This is a genomic window from Pseudomonas sp. GW821-FHT07B01, from assembly GCF_059419065.1.
In genome coordinates this window covers 97,115-116,598 of the sequence record NZ_JBWKRA010000002.1, presented here as the reverse complement: position 1 = coordinate 116,598, position 19,484 = coordinate 97,115, and the positions used below count along the sequence as shown (strand labels likewise).

General features: G+C 48.7%; 12 protein-coding genes. 6 read left to right on the top strand and 6 right to left on the bottom strand.

Annotation, left to right across the window (positions count from 1 at the left end):
• Positions 1–149: 149 nt before the first annotated feature.
• The 6 genes from AC07S6_RS03040 (at position 150) to AC07S6_RS03015 (ending at position 12,131) form a co-directional block, all read left to right on the top strand.
• A complete protein-coding gene (locus tag AC07S6_RS03040) occupies positions 150–6,242 on the top strand; it encodes a TcdA/TcdB pore-forming domain-containing protein (RefSeq protein ID WP_495111658.1) in 6,093 nt (2,030 codons plus the stop codon).
• Between the two features lie 332 nt (positions 6,243–6,574).
• Positions 6,575–7,288, top strand: coding sequence for a DUF1120 domain-containing protein (locus tag AC07S6_RS03035; protein WP_491790564.1), 714 nt, complete (start codon positions 6,575–6,577; stop codon positions 7,286–7,288).
• A 92-nt stretch (positions 7,289–7,380) separates the two neighbouring features.
• On the top strand, positions 7,381–8,169 hold the full coding sequence (locus tag AC07S6_RS03030) for a fimbria/pilus chaperone family protein (protein ID WP_491790565.1): 789 nt from the start codon (positions 7,381–7,383) through the stop codon (positions 8,167–8,169).
• Positions 8,170–8,217: 48 nt separating this feature from the next.
• Positions 8,218–10,740, top strand: coding sequence for a fimbria/pilus outer membrane usher protein (locus AC07S6_RS03025; protein ID WP_495111657.1), 2,523 nt, complete (start codon positions 8,218–8,220; stop codon positions 10,738–10,740).
• 10 nt (positions 10,741–10,750) lie between these two features.
• The gene (locus AC07S6_RS03020; RefSeq protein WP_495111656.1) at positions 10,751–11,350 is read left to right on the top strand and encodes a DUF1120 domain-containing protein; all 600 of its coding nucleotides are present in this window, start codon (positions 10,751–10,753) and stop codon (positions 11,348–11,350) included.
• Positions 11,351–11,510: 160 nt separating this feature from the next.
• Positions 11,511–12,131, top strand: a complete 621-nt coding sequence (locus tag AC07S6_RS03015; RefSeq protein ID WP_495111655.1) for a hypothetical protein — start codon at positions 11,511–11,513, stop codon at positions 12,129–12,131.
• A 660-nt stretch (positions 12,132–12,791) separates the two neighbouring features.
• Here AC07S6_RS03015 and AC07S6_RS03010 read toward each other — a convergent pair.
• The 6 genes from AC07S6_RS03010 to AC07S6_RS02985 all read right to left on the bottom strand — a co-directional run bounded on the left by AC07S6_RS03010 (position 12,792) and on the right by AC07S6_RS02985 (position 19,270).
• The gene (locus AC07S6_RS03010) at positions 12,792–13,802 is read right to left on the bottom strand and encodes a fimbrial protein (protein WP_495111654.1); all 1,011 of its coding nucleotides are present in this window, start codon (positions 13,800–13,802) and stop codon (positions 12,792–12,794) included.
• Between the two features lie 56 nt (positions 13,803–13,858).
• Positions 13,859–14,377: a fimbrial protein gene (locus tag AC07S6_RS03005; RefSeq protein WP_495111653.1), complete on the bottom strand. Its 519-nt coding sequence runs from the start codon at positions 14,375–14,377 to the stop codon at positions 13,859–13,861.
• Positions 14,377–17,013 (bottom strand): fimbria/pilus outer membrane usher protein, encoded by a 2,637-nt coding sequence (locus tag AC07S6_RS03000; RefSeq protein ID WP_495111652.1) that lies wholly within the window; start codon positions 17,011–17,013, stop codon positions 14,377–14,379. Before AC07S6_RS03000 ends, AC07S6_RS03005 begins: the two co-directional genes overlap by 1 nt.
• A gap of 268 nt (positions 17,014–17,281) precedes the next feature.
• Positions 17,282–17,971, bottom strand: coding sequence for a fimbria/pilus periplasmic chaperone (locus tag AC07S6_RS02995; protein WP_495111651.1), 690 nt, complete (start codon positions 17,969–17,971; stop codon positions 17,282–17,284).
• Between the two features lie 48 nt (positions 17,972–18,019).
• Positions 18,020–18,586, bottom strand: coding sequence for a fimbrial protein (locus tag AC07S6_RS02990; RefSeq protein WP_495111650.1), 567 nt, complete (start codon positions 18,584–18,586; stop codon positions 18,020–18,022).
• A gap of 81 nt (positions 18,587–18,667) precedes the next feature.
• Positions 18,668–19,270, bottom strand: a complete 603-nt coding sequence (locus AC07S6_RS02985) for a fimbrial protein (RefSeq protein WP_495111649.1) — start codon at positions 19,268–19,270, stop codon at positions 18,668–18,670.
• Positions 19,271–19,484 lie beyond the last annotated feature (214 nt).

Below are 19,484 nucleotides of genomic sequence, written 5' to 3'. Positions count from 1 at the left end.
ACAGGTGCACTGTGCAGTACGACAACAGTGCATGAGACAACATGAATCCAAAATAACAAGGATGAAACACAGTAATTTCACTATTAACCGCTTGTCATCCATGCCATAAAAACAGCCGCCACACGGCATATTATTATATGGAGTTAAGCATGCATCCCACCCGATACGGTCCAGATAACACGGGCATTCATAACAAACTTTTCAATAAAAAAAAATACCTCCATACCGTCTGGGTGGGAGGCCCTCTACCCTTCATTGCCCAGTCTTATCTAGGTGTCTGGAAAACGGTCGATCCAAAGAAAATATATACACCCACCACGTGGGTAGATACCGACAACCTGTTGGTAGCGCTCTACAACAAGGCAGTCAAAACACTTCGTAACGAGTTTCTTAACATCAGCCTAGAGAGCAACCCTGCCTGGACAGCGTTGGAGTATTATGAAAAAGCCGTGGTGTTTGAGAAGAGCATCAGAGAAATACACCCACACAGCAATGACGAGGAGCGAAAAAAGACTATCCGGTTACTGGCCGAGAGCTTAAGCCCCTCAAAAAGAAATGAATATGAACAACAGATAGATATCGTAGAATATGAAAAGAATGCGATTATTAAAGACCGCAAAAATAGAAAATACCAGGAAGTATCAGACCTATTTGAAACCTTCTCGAAAAAAGATCCCGCAAGAGGCAAAAAATTACGTGCTATTTATAATAAAGAACTCAACGACCGGGGTAATCTGGCTGCGGCATCAGATCTGGTCAGGTTTATAGCCCTCCACGAATATGGCGGCATCTATATCGACATGGATTTATTACCCACTCTCAATTTGGATTTAATTCGCGGCACCGACCTATTCCCCAGCAAACACGTAACGGATCAGCACACACAGATTACGTTAGAAGAACCCTTCGACAAAACTTACGGCGCTGATATTTATATTGAAATTGAAAAAATCCTCAACCTGCCAGGTTCCAAGACCACAGGTTTGCGAAGTCGTTTGAATGAAGACCAAATAGTTTTTATTCAAAACCACATGAACAGCAATCAACTGTTTAACCCCTTGGACTCTTTAAGCTCTGGGGTTTTCCATATAGCGAATACCCGTGATGGCTACACTAACTCTCAAATGGGGTGTGAAAAATCAAACCTCTTCCCTGACAGGATGTTTGATGCCTTTATTGACGGTTATGCCATGCTGGAGATGTTCAATGGAAAATTGGGATTCCCCGTCACATCGACGACGCTAACCCACGAGGTGGAGAACGACATTGACAGGCAATTTGGGGAGCGCGACATCAACTTCGCGATCATCTCAAAGCTTAGAAACTATTATCAAGACTCCATTTTTCCAAGGCGGCCTATAGAAACCGCCACGCTTGCGCTGACCGGTCCAGGAATTATTGGCACACTTATCGGTCGCAGTGATACAGGTGCCGCAATCATTCACGACACCTCCATTGCCAGCCTGAGTACGGTCGAAGAGAAGTTCAGTTCATGGGCAATAGAACAAGATGTCGAGCTCGCCTTTGTTCTCGAAAAATCTAAGCTTGGTATAGGCTTAACACCCCAAGAAACCCACGACACTCGCACTGAATTGTTCGATAGACTCGATTCCCGAACATCACTAACCCCAGATGCGATTGGTTTTCTCCTGCGCCTTGATAAGTTCTCCCCTAAAGAGGTGCAAACCCTCAAGACAGCGGCGGCACTGTCTGACGCTTACCTAGCGCTCAGCACACATGCAGAGGCATTGATTGATAGCCTTGCAGGCGTCGGCATTGAGCATTGGGCCCGCCCGTCGGTCGAGCAATTGCACGCCCTTGCCGAACAACACGGCGCGCTAGAATTTGACAGTTTCCACTATGAAAAGCAGCTGATCGTTCAGTTACAAGGCGATGATGTGTGCTTTCAATCGGCGCAGAACTTGTTTAGCAAACACCCCAAGCAAAGTGAGTGGCTGCAACTGGGCGATACGCTCTCCCCTGGTGTGCTCACCTGGTCAGAGGCGGAGCAAACGTATCGCTACGCGCCCCCGCTTGTACTGGAAAATGAAGGTGCGGTGCGCATTACCCTGGTTGGGCACGGCACCACCACGGACGGTGCCCCCACGCTAGGCGGAATGAACCTGGAAAAAATCACTCAAACCTTGAGCGACGTGTTTGAGTCCGCAGGAGGTCACCTTGCAAAAGCAACCAGCCTCAAGCTCAACCTTGTCGGCTGTGCACTGTACGATGCTGCGCTCCCCATTACCGACACGCTGCCAGGGCATGTTACACAATGGATGAAAAACCAATCAGAGACGCTGGGCATTGCCCGTGACAAGTTTTCAATCGTGGCTTATCAATATCCGCTTCGGGTAACCGAAAACGGTAAAAAAGAAATCTACTTCAATGGCCAGTGGCTGGATAAAGAAGTGGCCGCCATTGAAGGCTTGCTAACCAAGGTCGAGCTGTCGTGGGACGCTAAAACGGACAGTATTACCAAGCTGCCCATTAGCATGGCGGAGATTACAGAGGCCGCTCACGGTATTGATGCAGCCATGAAATCTTTTCCACAGTTAGGCGCTGCCTCTCAGGAGCAACTTAACGTGCTCCATGAAATGAACAGCCAGCAAATACGCGAACATCTGTTCCTTCAGGACAAACCAGCGTCTTATCGAACCGATGTGGAAAAGAAAGTCATTCAAGCGTTAACCCTCACCAACTTAAGCGAAGAGTGGAACGAGGCAGCCGCTGATTTACATGCCAGCAATAACCTCGACAAAGAGTGGCATGCTACCTTTACGACGCGCCCCATAGAAACGGGGCACGAGGTGTTGTTCATTCACGAAGCAACAGGGGACCACCAGTGGCTCCCTACTCAAGAGGACATATTCGAAGAATTTGGATCGCAACATGAGCAACTCAGCGCACTGCTGGGCAGTACGCTGCAACTGGATCCGTCGTCTGGTCATATCAGTGCCAAACCTGGTATTGGCGAAGCAGAAGCTATTCACACGCTCAATGCCGCATTTTTGCTGCAAGCCATCATGGGCGAACACGACACAGCCTTGTCCTGGTCTTCTCAGTTGCAAAACTATGTGGGCCTGATTCAACCATCATTAGGCCTGCTTGAAGATGTTGCACACTTGGCCAGCTTGGTTACAGGTGCAATGAATATCGAAATCAAGCCATTAACACAAGCGCTGACGCTACTGCACGCCGCCGCACCTGCACTGAGTGTTGCTGGGTTATTTTTGGATGCAGCTAATATCGTCGGCATTATCGGCGACTTGACCAACACCAAAGATCCCGTTGTCATTGCTGCCAGCAGCACCAACCTGGTATTGGCAGGGCTGTCTTCCGGGGTGAATGTCGCCGCCATCGTTACCAGTTTTATACCGGCAGCCGCTGGTGCCAGCGCACTTTTGGGCCTCGTTGCTGTTCCATTGGCAGGCATCTCCGCGGGTTTGCCCGCAGTTGTTTCGGGGTTCAGCACTATTGCCAAGTCATGCCAGGACACCTTTGATGAATTTGACCACGTGCAAGCACAAGTCGCAACGCCGTCACAACTGCAAATAATCGGTCCCAAAGACGCCACGCAACCGCTATGGGGGTTTGCTGAAGGCGCGGTTGTTACACAGATCAACTTCCAGAACAACACCGTGCAATACGGCAACGTGACCATGATGGGTACCCAGCCCGGTTCAGGGTCGGGCCATACCCGCGTGGGGGGCTTCGACAGTTACTTGTCTGGCCCGGCACTCGACACGCGAGCCAAACTGGATGTGTATACCGGTTTAGGGGTCAATCCCAAACTACAGCCCATCAACATGGCAGACACTGCGCTGCTTTCTCTGCCCTCAGGCCTGAACAAGCACTACACGTTTGATTACGACTATTACTCCTTTCACCGGGGCGCCGCCGCACCCGCACTAAGACGTTTGAGCGCTTACCACGGCAAAGCGTTGATCTGGCATTTCAATGCGTTTGTTTCTGATTACGCAGTTTGCCACCATGCCGCTAAGACATTCGTAACAGCAATCAACGTTACACTGGATCAAAAGAATCGAACCTTGATTCTCCCGGCAATTTCAGACGATGACACACGAAGCAAACTGTCCTATCACATGGTGGGCGGCGGCGGAAAATACGAATTGATACTGGCTTATAAGCCACTGGCCATTGAGATTTCTGCCAGCCCTAACGCCAGTGAGCAATGGACTATCGATGTCGAATATGTACTCAAAGCCACCACCATCAAGGATGGCAAAGTCGTTTTAGGGGGGCTGCAGCCGGCATTACTCAAAACAATGAAAGTCAGCTCATCAGAGCTGCGTATTGGCAATCAGCGCATCACGTTTGCGACCAACCACTCGCCCAGCGAGCTATTGCTACTGTGCAGGCTAGATCTACCCGCACAGAGCCCAACTCAGCAAAAACTGCTGCAAAGCCTGAGCCTGGGTATAAACGCCAATCTCAAAACAGCCCAACAGCAAGCCTTTCTGATATTTGCAAGCGACGGTGTTCAACCCGTGCGGGCGCAGGTATTAGCCGCTGCCGCGAACGCTTTAGAATTAAGCGGTATTCTTCCAATTTTGGTCAATGGCAAAAATGGCTTGCTCAATATCAGTGAGGCAAGTGCTGCATGGGTCGCCAGTGCAGGGCCGAACTCAATCTGGTTTAGCCAACATACGGTAAGCCGTGAATTTTGCATTCCGGGCAATGTTCAACTGCTGTCCAGCGCACATGACATTTTGCTGACCACCACCTTTAAACCAATCCCTTCCCAGCAGGGGGATATGGCATTTACTTTCCAGCCTGAGTACAGCCACGCCGACATCAACTTGGTCTTCAAGAGCGCCGATGTCGATGACCACGTTGCCACCAAAGAACTCGAAAAACTGTTAGGCGCCCCTTTTGAAGCCACACATTTTGTGGGTTGGATTAACAGCATGTCCGGCACCGCTTGCAAACTAGAAGCGAGTGCATGGCGTCTAGCTGAGGATATGCCCTTGCGGACAAAAACAGCCTCAGGCAAACAACTGGCTTTTGTCTACAAAAATCAATCCGCACCGGGTAGCACAATGGGCCACTGCGTCTTGACGTCAGCCCACTGGTTAGCGCCAGACATAACGTTTACCTATTCAATGACCCCCGCCCCAGTGTTTGTTATAAACGCAACCCATGTCACTACACTCGCGCTCAGCCCAGCCGATATTGACCTTAAATGGCGCTCGGCAAACACGGAGCTGATACTGAACGTCAGTACCAAAAAAGCCACTTCAGCCCTCACATTGCCTCACGAAACAACCCTCTACTCAAAAACGCTTATATTGATGCCAGAGAACAGTACATTTGAACTGACCCTCAGCGGCATCCTATTTACAAAGGATATGTTCCAACTGGTAGGGCTTGACCTGGCGATTCAATATGGCACAGGCGGCATGCTGGAGATTGCAAATGCGATAAAACCGGGCGTGAAGTTGATCATGCACTTTGAGAACCGGAAAAATGTGACCGTCGATGACATTATCGCCGTGGCGCTCATGGACAGTGAGTTTGCAATTAAAGAGGTCAATAAATACTTCACGCTTGAAAAAATCACAACAGCTTTTGAGCGTGAAGATAAAGTCATACAGTTTACAGGCCCGTCTGGCCTGAACTATGAAATGCGGCCCAATGAGGATGAAGTGTCCATTCTCAAAGGATTTCCGTATAGGCGCGTGCTCACCGACTACAAGGGCGTAGAAAAAATCACCTTGGCCCGTGCCGAAACGTTTAATTATATTCCAGCCATTATTGCAATTGCCACGCGCCGAGCGCTGTTCAAGAAAGCACCTATATTGCAATTGCAGAGTATTGGCAACACTGGAAACCTGCAGCTGTACTGGCATAACAAACAACTTACATTCTCAAGTATTGAAATTCAATCCCTGATAAGTCGAAAGCTACTTACAGTGCCATCCAACAGCGGCTGGGTGGGCGGATCGCATGTCTATGGAGAATGCACACTTGATATCAGCGGTCTGTACGCAACGCCACAGTGCGCTGTTGATTTGATCGGTGCGCTTGAACGCGCGGAGCTCTCGGAGCTTAGCCCTGTGATTGCTAAATGGTTGGTCTCGTTGAAACTACGTCCTGCCGAAAGCGCTATCAATGCTGGTATTTTAGCCAAGCCTATTGCTTATGAAGTTAATGAGCAGCTGGCTTATCAATCAGGACAACCACCTATTCTGTCTTGGGAAACAGTCATAAAACCTTAAAATCTCTTAACCCCTCCCTCCGCGCCCGCCTGTGAAAAGGTCGGGCGCGTCTCGGCATTTAGCCTTGCCCCCTCTATTTCAAGCCTCTGGAAGCATCAACAACAGTGAATTCACATCTATTCACTCCGGGTATTAGCGTTTGCTCGTTATGCTCTGCGGTGTCACTTTCACCTTCAGGGACTACAGGGACTACAGGTCTGTGACCCGGCTCTATTTGATGCAATATCGAGAGCGGGCTTAACGTAAACGGATTGGCAAAGGATTGGCTTTCGTCACATAAGTTTAAGGTTCTTAGAACCTTGGCCAACTTTGGACACACCGGAGCTGCACACGTGAAACAGGCTTTTTTACTATCAGTGCTCGCCCTTGCTATGGGTACGTCAACCTTTGCCAATGCTGCGCTTCAACAGACAGGCTCTGATGAGAACGAAAAACTCAAGGTAAATATCAATATCCGTGCACCGGTCTGCAACCTTATCTTAAACAGTGGTGCGAATGTCGAGTTAGGCATCATCAACCCAAGCCAGCTAAGCAAAGATCACGCTTTCACGCTTCCAACACAAAAAAAAATCAGCCTTAACGTGGACTGCGAGGCCAAGGCATTCGTGTCCATGAGCCTTGTCGATACCTATGCCAATACGCTGCTTAACGGCTCATACAGGACGATGCACGGCGGTGCTGGCCCCTCTACGCAGTTTGGTCTTGTTGATGCTAACAATAAGGACAGTGTGTTGATCGGCAGCTATCGCATGCATATGACTGATGTTCGTGATACGGATAACGGTCGTCATTTCAACCTGAAAAGTGCGAACAACGGCTTCCGTAGAGACCAATTCTTTCAGTCCAGCATTAATGATGAAAACAGAGCGCCAGATATCATATTTTTTTCCGATAAAGATAAATCAGAAACGCTGCACCCTTCAAAAAATCTGGTTATCGAATTCGACCTATACCCCGAAATACTGCCCACCAGCAAGATCAATGCCGAGTTGAATACCGTCGTTGATGTTGTCGGCGAAACAACGTTCAAAATGGTTTACCTGTAAATCTTTGCAAAAAACCAACAAGCAACGTGCACGTTTGCTATCGCGTCGATGGTAAACGTGCGCATGGCCTACGCAACATCAGCCATCGCACCATGACTTATTTGCTCTTCGAGCAGATTAAGGACACCTCAACAATTAACGCTTCAACACGTCGAACGATAGGTTCCATAATGAAAACTTGTTTTAAATTCCCGTTATCTCTCACCGCGCTGTTATTCCCTGTTTTAATGTTGGGTTTTACCCAGGCTCACGCCAGCGGCATGAGCCCGGATAGAACCGTGCTCCTGATTGATGAAGGTCAAGGCGAGGCAACAATTAATGTCACCAATACGGACAAAGGGCCTTCGTTGTTAGTCAGTGCCGTTTACAATTTGGACAGTGATAACGAGGACATCATTGTGGTGAGCCCGCCCATGGCTCGGGTAGAGGCAGGAGACACACAATCGGTTCGCTTCATTTTGGAGCAAAAAGAACCCTCCACCGTACAACGCTTGCGCCGTGCGACTTTTGAGGGCATCCCGCCCAATACTGATTCAGGGTCATCAAAAGTGGGCATGACGCTGATGCATGACATGCCTGTCATCATCAGTCCAAAAGGATTAAAGAAAGACCTGACCCCATGGAAAAACTTGACGTGGACTTCGTCGCCAGGAAAGTTAGTGGTTAAAAACCCAAGCCCTTATGTAATTCGATTGCTGCCTGTTGTGGAACTGTTGCCTGGCGACCAGACCGTGACGCTGCCCAATACCTATATTTTGCCGGGCCAAACGTTGAGCCTTGATCTGCCCAAAGATCAGCGCACAGCCGCGACCCACATCAAAATTAAACCGGCCAACTTGCACGGTTACGCGGCCGACCCGTTCAGTGCACCTATCGAGTAAGTGCAGTTTCCCTTAGCAACTGACACTCGATCACTGATTAAAACCAACATGAATGCATCCGTTTACCGAGCTCTTTTGTTACGCCCTGCTGCACGCCTGATTGGGTTTGTGTGCGTCAGTACCTCGGTACAGACTGCCGTCGCCCAAACAGTAAAGCCTGACAGCGGTGCAAGCTCAGTTAAAGAAATTACCTACGACTTGGGCAGACTGAAGGGCCGGAAATTGGACCCCAAACAGGTGGCATTCTTTTCGCGTTCTGCACGCTTCCTCGCAGGACGCCAACCCGTGAGCTTATTCGTAAACAGTAGCCGCAAAGCCGATATGATCGCCTCGTTCAATCAAGAAGGGCAGTTGTGCCTAAACGCCGAATTGTTGGAAAACGCCAATCTGATAACACCTGAAGGCGCATCCGATAAGGATGCAGCCTGCGACTCAGTCGAGGGCGTTGACAGCCTTGGTTTTTTGTCCCGGTTCCCAAAAACCGTCGTTGACCTGCGCCCAGGAAAATCAGAAGTACACCTGATCGTGCCAGTCAATGCGTTGCGACCTCGCGAGTCAGAGGATCGCTATTTCAACCGGGGTGGCACGGCGGCCATGCTTAATTACGAGGTTTTTACTTCGCAGAGCGAGTCAAAAGGCAACGCCAAGTCGTACCAGAACGTGAATACCGTGGCGGGGCTCAACACCGGTGATTGGCTATTTCGCAGTGGCCAGAATTACAGCACCTCGACCTCCGGCGGCCAATGGAATCATCTGTACGCGTATGGCCAACGCACCTTCAGCGCCATCGACTCTACCGTTCAGGGCGGCCAGATCAACATTGCCAACTCGGTTTTTTCAGGAATCGCACTTTCCGGTATTCAAGTAGTACCCGAAGACAGTCTGCGACTGGGTGCAGGCGAAAGCCCGGTGCGCATCGAAGGCATGGCACGCTCGCCAGGCCGGATTGAAGTGCGGCAAAACGGCAATCTGATTCACACCTCAGTGATTGCCGAAGGCCCTTACTTATTGACCGACCTTGCGCTCAATAAACGCCTTGATGTGCTCGTCACCGTGATTGAAGACAACGGCTCACGAAGCTCATTTACATTGCCAGCCGCAAGTCTGGACGGCAGTGCGTTTGACACAACGCCCGGCTACTCATTTGCCGCCGGGCAGTATCGCTCGACCGATGACCAAAGCGAAAAACCCTTGCTAATGAGTGCCAGCGGTACTTGGCCCGTGAGTCAAAGTACTCAACTGACGGCCGGGGTATTGGGCAGCGCCCACTACCAGGGGCTCGCGTGGTCGGCAGGGTATCGGCTAACTCCAGAAACCACCTTGGCCATGTCACAGTCAGCCTCCAGCAGCACCAAACTGGGGCAACGCGGCACCCAAATCAGCGCCTCTATGTCAACCCGGCTACATAAGAACGTGTCCTTGGGACTGAGCACTACGCAACAAACCGAAGGCTATCGTGACTTTTTGGACAGCGTTTATAACGCAGACGATGTTGAAGACATTCTTGAAACCAGCGGAGCACTAAAGACTGTTGACAGCTTCAAAAGCCAAAACCGTGATCAGTACGGCCTCTCTCTGGGTGTGGGGAATACCGTTGTTGGCAACTTTAATCTGTCGACCTCTTACTCGCGCACCTTTGACAATCAAAGCGCACAAAACTTGTCTGCCTCATGGTCTGCGTCTTACAAACGTGCCACTTTCAATGCCAGTGTACGCAAAAACATCGGTAACAGCGCCTACGACAACGGCCTGACCACCTCACTAAGCGTCAGTGTTCCTTTCGGCGACAACATAAGAACCTATGCCAATGCCGACAAAAATGGCACGCGCAGTGGCGTAGCACTCAACAAAAAGCTCAACGAGAGCGTCAACTATCAGCTTCGGGCTGATCATGACGACTTCACCCACCGTACCAATTTTTCAGCGTCGACCAGCCTGTTGCCGCGCTACGCGCAAGCCAATTTGGGCTATGCCAGATCAAGCGAGGGCAGCACCAATTACAACGCACGTCTGACCGGTGCGGTGGTGGCTCATGGGAGTGGCGTGACATTGTCACCCTACCCTGTTGACGACACCTTCGGCGTGCTCTCGGTAGGCGACTTGGCGGGGGTAAAAGTGATGACCCCGCGCGGGCCAGTATGGACTGATATGTTTGGTCAGGCCATCGCCCCTAGCCTTACACCTCACCGTGAGAGTCAATTGGCAGTCAGCGGTGCATCACTGCCGCGCAATGTTGACATCAATAATGGGATAAAAAAATTGAAGCCCAGCCGAGGCTCGGTTAACCACATCAAATTCGACGTCAGTACCACACGGCGCACCATGCTGGTAGTCACAGACTCCCAAGGCACACCGTTGGTCAAAGGCCTCGCTGTACAGAACGAACACAAACAGTACGTCACAACCACTATCGGCAACGGCAAAATTTATTTCCCAACCCTAGAGCCGGGCAAAACGTTAAACGTCGTCCTCGACGAGGAACAAACCTGCCAGGTCCGTTATTCACAACCCAAGTATGCCGATCAGTCAAAAACCATCGAAACCATCAAAGCAACGTGCGTGGCTATTTAAGGTGAACACATTGAGACCAGTACTGAGCACACTCACCCCCCGGAAAGTCTTCCAACGCCTGTTGCGAGTATTGGCCGTCCTTGCGGTCTTGGGTCTTGGGGTGGTTAAGAACCCTACACATGCACAGCCGCAATGCCAGCTACAGCTCAACGAAACAACGATCGACTTAGGATCCTTTAGCCGCGACCAACCTACGCAGATCCCGGGAATGTCCTTGCTGAGCCTTGGCAAAAGAACGATCAACCTGACTGCTAGCTGCGGCACAAACACTGTAATTGCCTTGTCTTTTAGGGCCTCGCAAGGCAGCGAGGTGGGTTATCGCTTCGCAAAAAACGGTGTCTTTACCTTGAAAATCATCGACGCCCAACTGGATGGAAAACCGGTTCGGTTACGCACACTTGACACAACCACCTCTACTTCCAACCAGCCGCTTCTACGGCCTGGAGATAAACTTGCCCCCTACTCAGGGCCCGTGCTGGCATCAGGTGAACACCTGAGCCTACAAATCGAGATCGAAACGATGATTGATCGTGAAGGTACTCGGGTGAGCGCAGATGAAGAATTAGAAGGTATGGGTCGCTTTGAAGTGCATGCCATACAACCTGATTAAAATCTAAAAGCGTTTAAAAACGGGAGCACGATGACTCATTCTCGTACAATAAATTCTAACGAGCTAAACCTCTCAAAACACAAACCCCACCTGTTAAGTGGCACATTCAAATCTAAATAAATACGCGCTGCTTTAACCCCCTACCCAGAGGAAATAAATAATGATTCCAACAATAACAAGTAAAGTCACCAACGACACACGAAAATCCGTCACATCTATTCCGGACATTGATGAGAGCAATATAATTAGCCTATTAAAATGCCCAATTGAATGTCCAGACATCACACCTGAAACGCTAATACAAGAAATTGTTCTAGAAAAACGCAGTTTGAAACCATCAGCACACTGGGCAGTGTATGTGCCCTATCGAACAGGCACCCATTATGTAAAGGTAGACCTTAGGTCGGACACCTATCTACTTTTGTATCATGCAACACTGCCAAAACTCACCGACAGCATCAGAATGTATAACTTGAAGCTAGATCACCCAGTCCCCCTTTCATTTATCTATAGTGCGGCCTATGAGCTGGCCAAGAAGCACGGCGAATGGAAAGGCGGCGACGTATACAACTGCCAAGACTTTGCAATCATGCTAATGGAAAAGTTGAATATAGAGGGTAAAATGCTCAATAGGTTTAAGGGTGAACGGACTCTTGCAAAAGACATCTATCTTTGGTGTGCGAATGTGCGTGCCCAATTCAAAACTAAGGATACTTATACCAAGAGCATTGATTCCGAAGCCGATGCCCGTTACGCGAAACATGAGAGACTAAGATTCTAGTGTATTTAACACGGCTAAACGCACACACATTTCAGTATGATTCACGCCCCATAAGGGGTTCTATATTGAGTACAACGCGGCACACCCGTGAGGTAATAACTCCACGGGCAAACATCCCCATCAAGAATTGCATGTTTAGTATCACCGTCTGCCGTAGAAATATAAAACCCAGCGACAGGGTGTTTACTCGGCATTGAAGCGCTTCGAAATTTCATGGGTGTACGTCTGGGAGCGCGCCAGTGAGCACGCAAGGGCATCGGAAGCTGCACCCTATTAATGCAATAACTTAACTTCGCGGCCGGCCACACACTCACCCATCACTTTGGGCTGCTTGTGACCTGGGACACCCACAAACGTAATCAGCGCCTGGCTCATTGAGAGACCGGCCCCAAGGACAATAGACGGTAACTGAAAAGCGGTCGTAAAGTAATTGATTAGCCAAGGCTCGCGTATCGTGAATACAGCCGCATGATAGAAGTGATGAGCAGGCCTCACACTTTGCGAAATGTAGGATCCAGCTTATTCGAAGCTCTGATTTGGGTGGCTAGAATAGATCAGATCGAATGCTGACTAGGGTGACGAGCGATGAATTCGCAATTATTCACCACTCATCGAGTGGGGTTTCGCGTTTGGCGTATTGCGCAAACAGTCGGCGCTTAATTAGTCATAGGCAAACGTTATGCTCGCGACAGCATTTGCCTCCCCTGGTGTAACAACAGATTCCGTTTGAATATACTGCGCCATTAAGGTAAACGAAAAATTATTGCTGTCTATAGACGACTTGATACGCCATTGGCCTGGCCCACCGCCAACTACACTTGAGCTCGGTCCATACTGAACAATTCCGCCATCATCTTTGATAAATTGCACACCAATGCCTGAAGCCTTATTAGGTACATCTGTCAGCGTGAGCGTTGTTTTATCGCTCCCAGGGTCATTTTGATCCGTCATCATCGCGTGTACGCCGAGTCCATCGTCACACAAAAGATTGATTGTTGTGGCTGAATGCGCAGTGACCGTAGCCCCTACCCCATTAAATTGATCGAGCGGTATAACCCCCATATAAATATTCGGTGGAAAACTTGCTACACAACCCAACTTCTCATACGTAAGGGTAAAACCGTCAAGCGTAACAGCGCCTGTATCAGCACATCCCCCTGCCCCGCACATGACAGCAGTGGCAATCTCTTGGGGGGAAACTGATACGTCGCTCTGAATAAAATCTGAACTTAATGCAATGAATTTTATATTATATTGATACTCTAAACCTGACGCGACGAAGCCTCCATTCCTGAACGATTGAAATTCATTTTGCCCAACGGTGATTGCATAAGGCCCGGAAGGATGCCAAATACAAGTGAATAACCAATAGCAATCACTGGAGACAATACTCAACACAAACCCAATATTGGGCGAGCTATTTAAGGCGTATACCGTATAAGCTACACCTCCTTCAGAATAAGGTATCGCCGTCGGGCTAGCACGCATCGTTAAACCGAACTGTCCCCAGGGGCCCGTCACGCCAACAGTTCTGTATGGCGTATTGATCCAGCCGGTTATCGCTTCGCCAACAATAGAGTTGGTCAGGGCTGGTTTTTTTATTAAAATATTTTGAGCTGATACAGTTGAAGGCCTACCGTTATTAATAGCAGCTTCAACTCGGTCAATCATGCTTGACGACAGAATCGAGACTATAAGCATTACGCATGTGCTTATTGTAGCTCTCATTATTGATACTCCAATACAAAATTCGCCGTCGCGTTAGCTGCCCCAGCTGTTACAGGCCCCGTGGAACGGTATTGAGCCTGAAACTCTAGCTGGTTTGTTGCCAGCGCCGGATTAATTAGCAACTCAGAGTCCAATTGAACACCGAGAGGAATGAGCACACCGTTCATATCTAGGAATTCAACTCCAACCCCTGTGGCAAAATCGCCCTCTTGTTTGACCGCGAGCAATTTTGGATTCACCAAGTCAGCATCCCCTGTAAAAGTCACTTTCACGCCTTTCGCAGCAGGACCACAACTTTCAAGGTCAATGACAAATTTACGTTTCGCCCAAGGTATGTTTTCCGAATAAAATTGTTTAGTCGACACATTGCCAAAATCCACAGTCATGTTTTGTGAATTTATTGATACGCGGCAACCGTTATCTGCAACCGCGCCATACACATAAATCAAGGCGTCATAGGCGGCTGCACTGTGATAGAAAAACATGCCCGCAATTGCACAACAATAGCGCCAGTTCATCACAAACACTCCGCATCTAACTTACTGATGTCCTTATATTCACTGCCTTCATCCAATTGATAGTCAACGGTACATTGCCCTTCCGGACCGTCACTCCAGCGCACGTTTAACCGTCCCTCAAGAGCCAGCCCCGAGAGAAACACTTGACCGTTAGTACCCACGATATTGTCGTTTGAATGACCGATTTGGGTCACGCTGGCCCCAAAGGGAACAGGTGCACCCTTGTAAAAGATGTTCATTAATGCACGCACACCAATGCGCACATTAAACGTACTGCGCACAAGCGCACCTTGGGTTGGCACGACATAAGTAACCGGGTCATCAATCTCGATATTGTTGGCTAAAGAGTTGGTATCCAGCGCGACACGATTTTGACGGTAATTCATGCCTGATGGAATAACCGCATAACCTTGTTTATTCGTTTTTATTCCCACGCTATTTGCGATTTTTACATCTCTGGCAAGTGGTGCTTTGACGAGTATATTGGTATCTCCTAGCGGTTGGCTGAAGGTAACACCGTCAGCGTGCGCGACTATCCCTCCACTTAGCCCATAATTAAGACGGCTGTTTTCTTTGCTGTAACTATACGCGGCTGAGGCATTGCCCGTGGGGCCACGATATATGCCGTTTAAGTTACTGCTGGCCGCGTGACTTTGATCGTTGTAACTCTGCTGCATGCCGTAACTGAAATTATTATTTTCCAGGGCCGTGCCCGATACGCCTGCGTTGTAACGTGTGTGGCCTTCATCGTTGACCGTCTGACCATAGGTAGCGTACATGCCACGGGATCTGCTGTTTCTTTTACCAGACCAAGCGCCATCCCCCAGTGGCATGGATATATTCAAGGCAACGATCCGGTCCGGCTTATCAATCCATGCACCATTGTTGTAGTTGTAGGACAACGAGTAGTTAACACCTTTTATAGTATTCTGATAACCCGCTTGCAAAAGATCAGTGACTTCTTTGGTATTCCAGAATGTTTGCCGGTTGCCACCGATGTACAGTGAACCCATACCGCCCAACGGCTGGCTGATATTTAACTGAGCGCTACTGCGCTTTGGATAGTTCAGGTTGAAACGGTCAGCAAAATCGGGTTTTTGATAGATCTCGCCATCCTGAGCAATAACGATTGGGTTTCTTTCCATCATCTTGCTGGCCGTGTCAGTAAAATTGTAAAACCCGCGAGTCGAGTATTGATAGCCTGCCAACTTAAAGTTCGTGCCGGAAATGGCTAATGTTTTTGCATATAACATGCGCAGCGAATAACCGGTGTGCTCGCTGTGATCAGGTAACGTACTGTTGGCCGCAGTCACGTCAAACGATACTGCGCCCCAGTGCCCTAGATTTTGCCCTACCCCCAAGGAGTACGACTGATATTTTTCAGCATTTTGCAGACCACCGTAAAGAGTCAACCCAGCGGGCAGCCCCCAAGCAAGCGTGCCTTGAACGATGCTAGGGCTTTCCTGATAACTGTTGCCGCGCAATGTGCCAACAACCACGTCATATTTCAGCTGACCTTCGCGCTGCATGATAGGCAACGAAGCAAAAGGGACGCTGTACTCATTCACCCTGCCATCTGCTTCAGTGACACTGACTTGCAAATCACCATTCGTTGAACTTGGATATAGATCATTGATGGTGAATGGCCCAGCTGCCACATAGGTTTGATATATCACGTTGCCGCTTTGACGGATGGTAACTTCGGCATTACTGCCAGCAATGCCCCGAACCACCGGAGCAAAACCTCTTTCACTGTCCGCGAGCATACTGTCATCTGAAAACAGTCGCACCCCATCAAAACCAAAGTTGTTAAAAACAGTTGTAGACGTGGTCGCCTGCCCCAGTACCAGGCTGCCTTTTATTCCCGGAAGAGCACGCTGTACATAGCTATTAAGCGTAGTCCAGTTAACACCGCCTCCCGAGTTATAACGATTACCCTCACTGACCGTCGAATTATTCCTCAGACGCCAGGCCCCCACATTAAGGCCAGTATTAAGATTCAAAAAATAACTGTCTTTACTCGTGGTATTGGAGTCACGGGTATGGGCTCCGGTAAAATTATAATTAACTAAAAGAGCACTGACCCCGTTATCCCACTCATCAACAGGCACTAAGCCTCTGGCTTGAAATGTCAACATCGCCTGAGGCACGCTTAAATCTAACCTTAACTGTTCTAAATTCAATGTGCTTTGCGCTTGGGATATCAATTTTTCTAGTTGAATACAGGTGCCTGGAGCCACACTATCGAGTCCCACTACAGCCGCAGGATTGATATTAAAGTCAATAATTTCTTGCTGTGTAAAGCATGCCGCGAGCGTTGTAGCGCCTTCATTTATCTGAGTATTAGGTTCAAACAATACATCGCGGGCATTGACAAACACACCATTCAGATACACATCAACACGGTAAGTCCCGGGTAGCACCGCATCTACCTTTTCAAAGCGTGACAAGTCGGCCACTTTTGATTTTGTATCCGTCAAGAAAGCAGGATCAAAATATTGACTACCCTGGGCCAAACCTCCATAGATCACAAGCATCAAACAGGCATACGCCTTGGCATAACCAAAAGGCAATCGGTTAATTCGGTCACTACAACGGGGCAGCCCAGCCTTAACGAAACAGGAAACATATCGCATTTTTTACTCCATGTTTAATACGACCTTCACAACCCTTTACTGTCTTGAAGCAATCACCCCTCAAGCACCTGCTCCATCGGGCTTTTGTTGTTCAATACCCGCCTAACGCAGTAACTAATATTTAAAATGTAGCGCTCTGCCATTGCGTACGGTACACCGCAGCCTCTGGGTATGAGTGACCGCACGCCAGTTATTTGCCAAGTGATTTCGGCAACCTTAGATATTAAATATCAGCACTTCGATATTGCACCAGAGTGTCGTTATGCTCTTACTTGACTTTAACAACCCCACCGTAATCACTGACAAATGAATAGCTAATTTCTCCCGCCGCCTTCATCGGGATGTCAACCTTAACTTCAGAGTAAGGCCCGACCATCGTATTCTCAAGCTGCTGAGTACCTACCTTTAGTTGTACAAGGTTAACAAAGTAAGCAGACGGATTATTAATTAGCACCTGTTCACCCACGCGGTTAACTTTCATATTCAACGCAGCATCACGCGAATCCCCCGTTAGCCCCTGGGGCCGGTAAAACATCTTTATTCGACTCACCACGGCTAACCGAAGTTGGTTTTTCCCTTCAGTTGCTTCTTTATCTGTTGAAGGAATAGCTTTAACATTGACCCAAAATAGTGTTTCACGGTCTTCTGGCAGGGGCGGGCCGCCGTATACTAGGCGCAAGGTGTTTTCGGATTGTTTTTTGATCACAAAAAGGGGGGGGGTAATCGCAAAATCTTGAGTGACCAATCCCTCTGCACTCTCTACCCAGGATTGCAACAGAAAAACGTTTTTTTTATCGGTATTGGTTACTGCTAAAGCAGCCTGCTTAGTCTCGGCGGGATAAATAATCCGCGTTGCCCCAAGGCCGACTCCGCCAGCATAGGAGGCGCTGGAGTGTAGAGACATAAGTATCGCGGCGCATAGCGATATTCTTTTTCTAGAAAGATAGAAAATATCCAAGATCTGCTCCATATAAAACGTTAAATAACGTGCTCTGTTCAATCTGAATCACTGATAGGTCAGCGTAAAGTTTGCCCACGCATCAGCGATTCCTGGAATTGGGTGTTGTTCTGCAAGCCTATATTTGGCGGAAAAATGTAACGTGTTCACTCCTTTGTTCAAAGGCGTGAAATTGACAGGCAAGGTATTGATAGGTAAAAACTTGTTATCCGCATCAAACAGCGCCACACCAATACCTTGAGCTGCATTAGGCCCTGGGGAAATAGCCAAGACCTCAGCATCATGCTCATTTGCAACACCCACAAAACTGATGCCTATCGAATCACGAATATTTCTTACGCAATCCTCTAGCTGGATGGAAAAAGCCACTGGCTGAGCATCGCTACCCACTCCCAAAAACTGGTTACTCCTCACCTCACCCATTTGTACTACTTTGTCGGTATTGCTCGTACTGACCAAACAACCACTATTAATTACGGCGCCTACCACCGTCACCCTGCCACCAGGAACTGATACAACAGTGGTGCCCTTGGCGGCATTCGCTATTGAGTGTGCGGACATGTTGAGAAAAATAACCAACAGTACGGCCCACTTCGAGAGTCTGCAAACACTCAAATACCACACTCCTTATGTCAATAAGTGCTGCTAGATTATAAAATGCCTAACCAGGCATTTTATAATTTGACGACAGCTCTATTAGTCGTAATCAACATTAAAATTTACAGTCGCTGTCGCATCACCGACTGTAATTTGGTCTGAAGGAAGTACCGACACATAGCCCGCACTAAAAATAAATTCATTCTCACCAGGTTGCAAAGTAATGGCCTGGGTTTGAGTCAAGCCATCCACTTTAACGGGTAAGTTACTCAAATCGAAAATCTGCAACGCAACACCTGAGGAGGCTTGAGCGCCAAGCCCCGCGACAATCATCGTCCCCGCATCCGGCAGATTAGACGATAAAGCATCAGGGTCGGCTACCGCTGAAAAACGTACAGATGCGTTCGATGAAACATCCGGATTGCACCCACCTAACTTAATCTTGAAGGGCAATCTGGCTTTAGATGCGACACCGGCAGGCTTCACCGTAGCGGTAGGATCATCGCCGGTGAACTGGGCGATTCGAATTTCATTGAAGTCAACAACCAAATTTGCCGACTCTGATTCCACCGCACAGGCAGTATCAACCAAATAGCCAGTAAACTTAATCTCGCCGCCTGTGGAACTTGTCATGGCAGCACTAACTAAGCCATAAGGCGCCGCCAAGACAAAACCACAAAGAGCCAATATTTTGTTGTTCATTATGTAAATTCCATTTCAATTGATTTATTTAGCTGCTGTAGTTGCGCGATCACTTAAAGTGCGGTCAACGCGACTAAAACGCAGCTCAACGGCATCACGCTCGGTGACGGTTGCGCAAACACATGGCGCTGTTGGTTCAACACGCCCTTTGACGCCACGAAAATTTGCCACTAATCGTAATGCCCCGCAAATCAATCGCCGTGATTTCATAACT

Excerpts from the sequence above, each read along its gene's own strand:
- AC07S6_RS03040 (WP_495111658.1), top strand. The coding sequence starts at position 150 with ATGCATCCCACCCGATACGGTCCAGATAACACGGGCATTCATAACAAA.
- AC07S6_RS03030 (WP_491790565.1), top strand. The coding sequence starts at position 7,381 with ATGACTTATTTGCTCTTCGAGCAGATTAAGGACACCTCAACAATTAAC.
- AC07S6_RS03025 (WP_495111657.1), top strand. The coding sequence starts at position 8,218 with ATGAATGCATCCGTTTACCGAGCTCTTTTGTTACGCCCTGCTGCACGC.
- AC07S6_RS03015 (WP_495111655.1), top strand. The coding sequence starts at position 11,511 with ATGATTCCAACAATAACAAGTAAAGTCACCAACGACACACGAAAATCC.
- AC07S6_RS03010 (WP_495111654.1), bottom strand. The coding sequence starts at position 13,802 with ATGATTGACCGAGTTGAAGCTGCTATTAATAACGGTAGGCCTTCAACT.
- AC07S6_RS03005 (WP_495111653.1), bottom strand. The coding sequence starts at position 14,377 with ATGAACTGGCGCTATTGTTGTGCAATTGCGGGCATGTTTTTCTATCAC.
- AC07S6_RS03000 (WP_495111652.1), bottom strand. The coding sequence starts at position 17,013 with ATGCGATATGTTTCCTGTTTCGTTAAGGCTGGGCTGCCCCGTTGTAGT.
- AC07S6_RS02985 (WP_495111649.1), bottom strand. The coding sequence starts at position 19,270 with ATGAACAACAAAATATTGGCTCTTTGTGGTTTTGTCTTGGCGGCGCCT.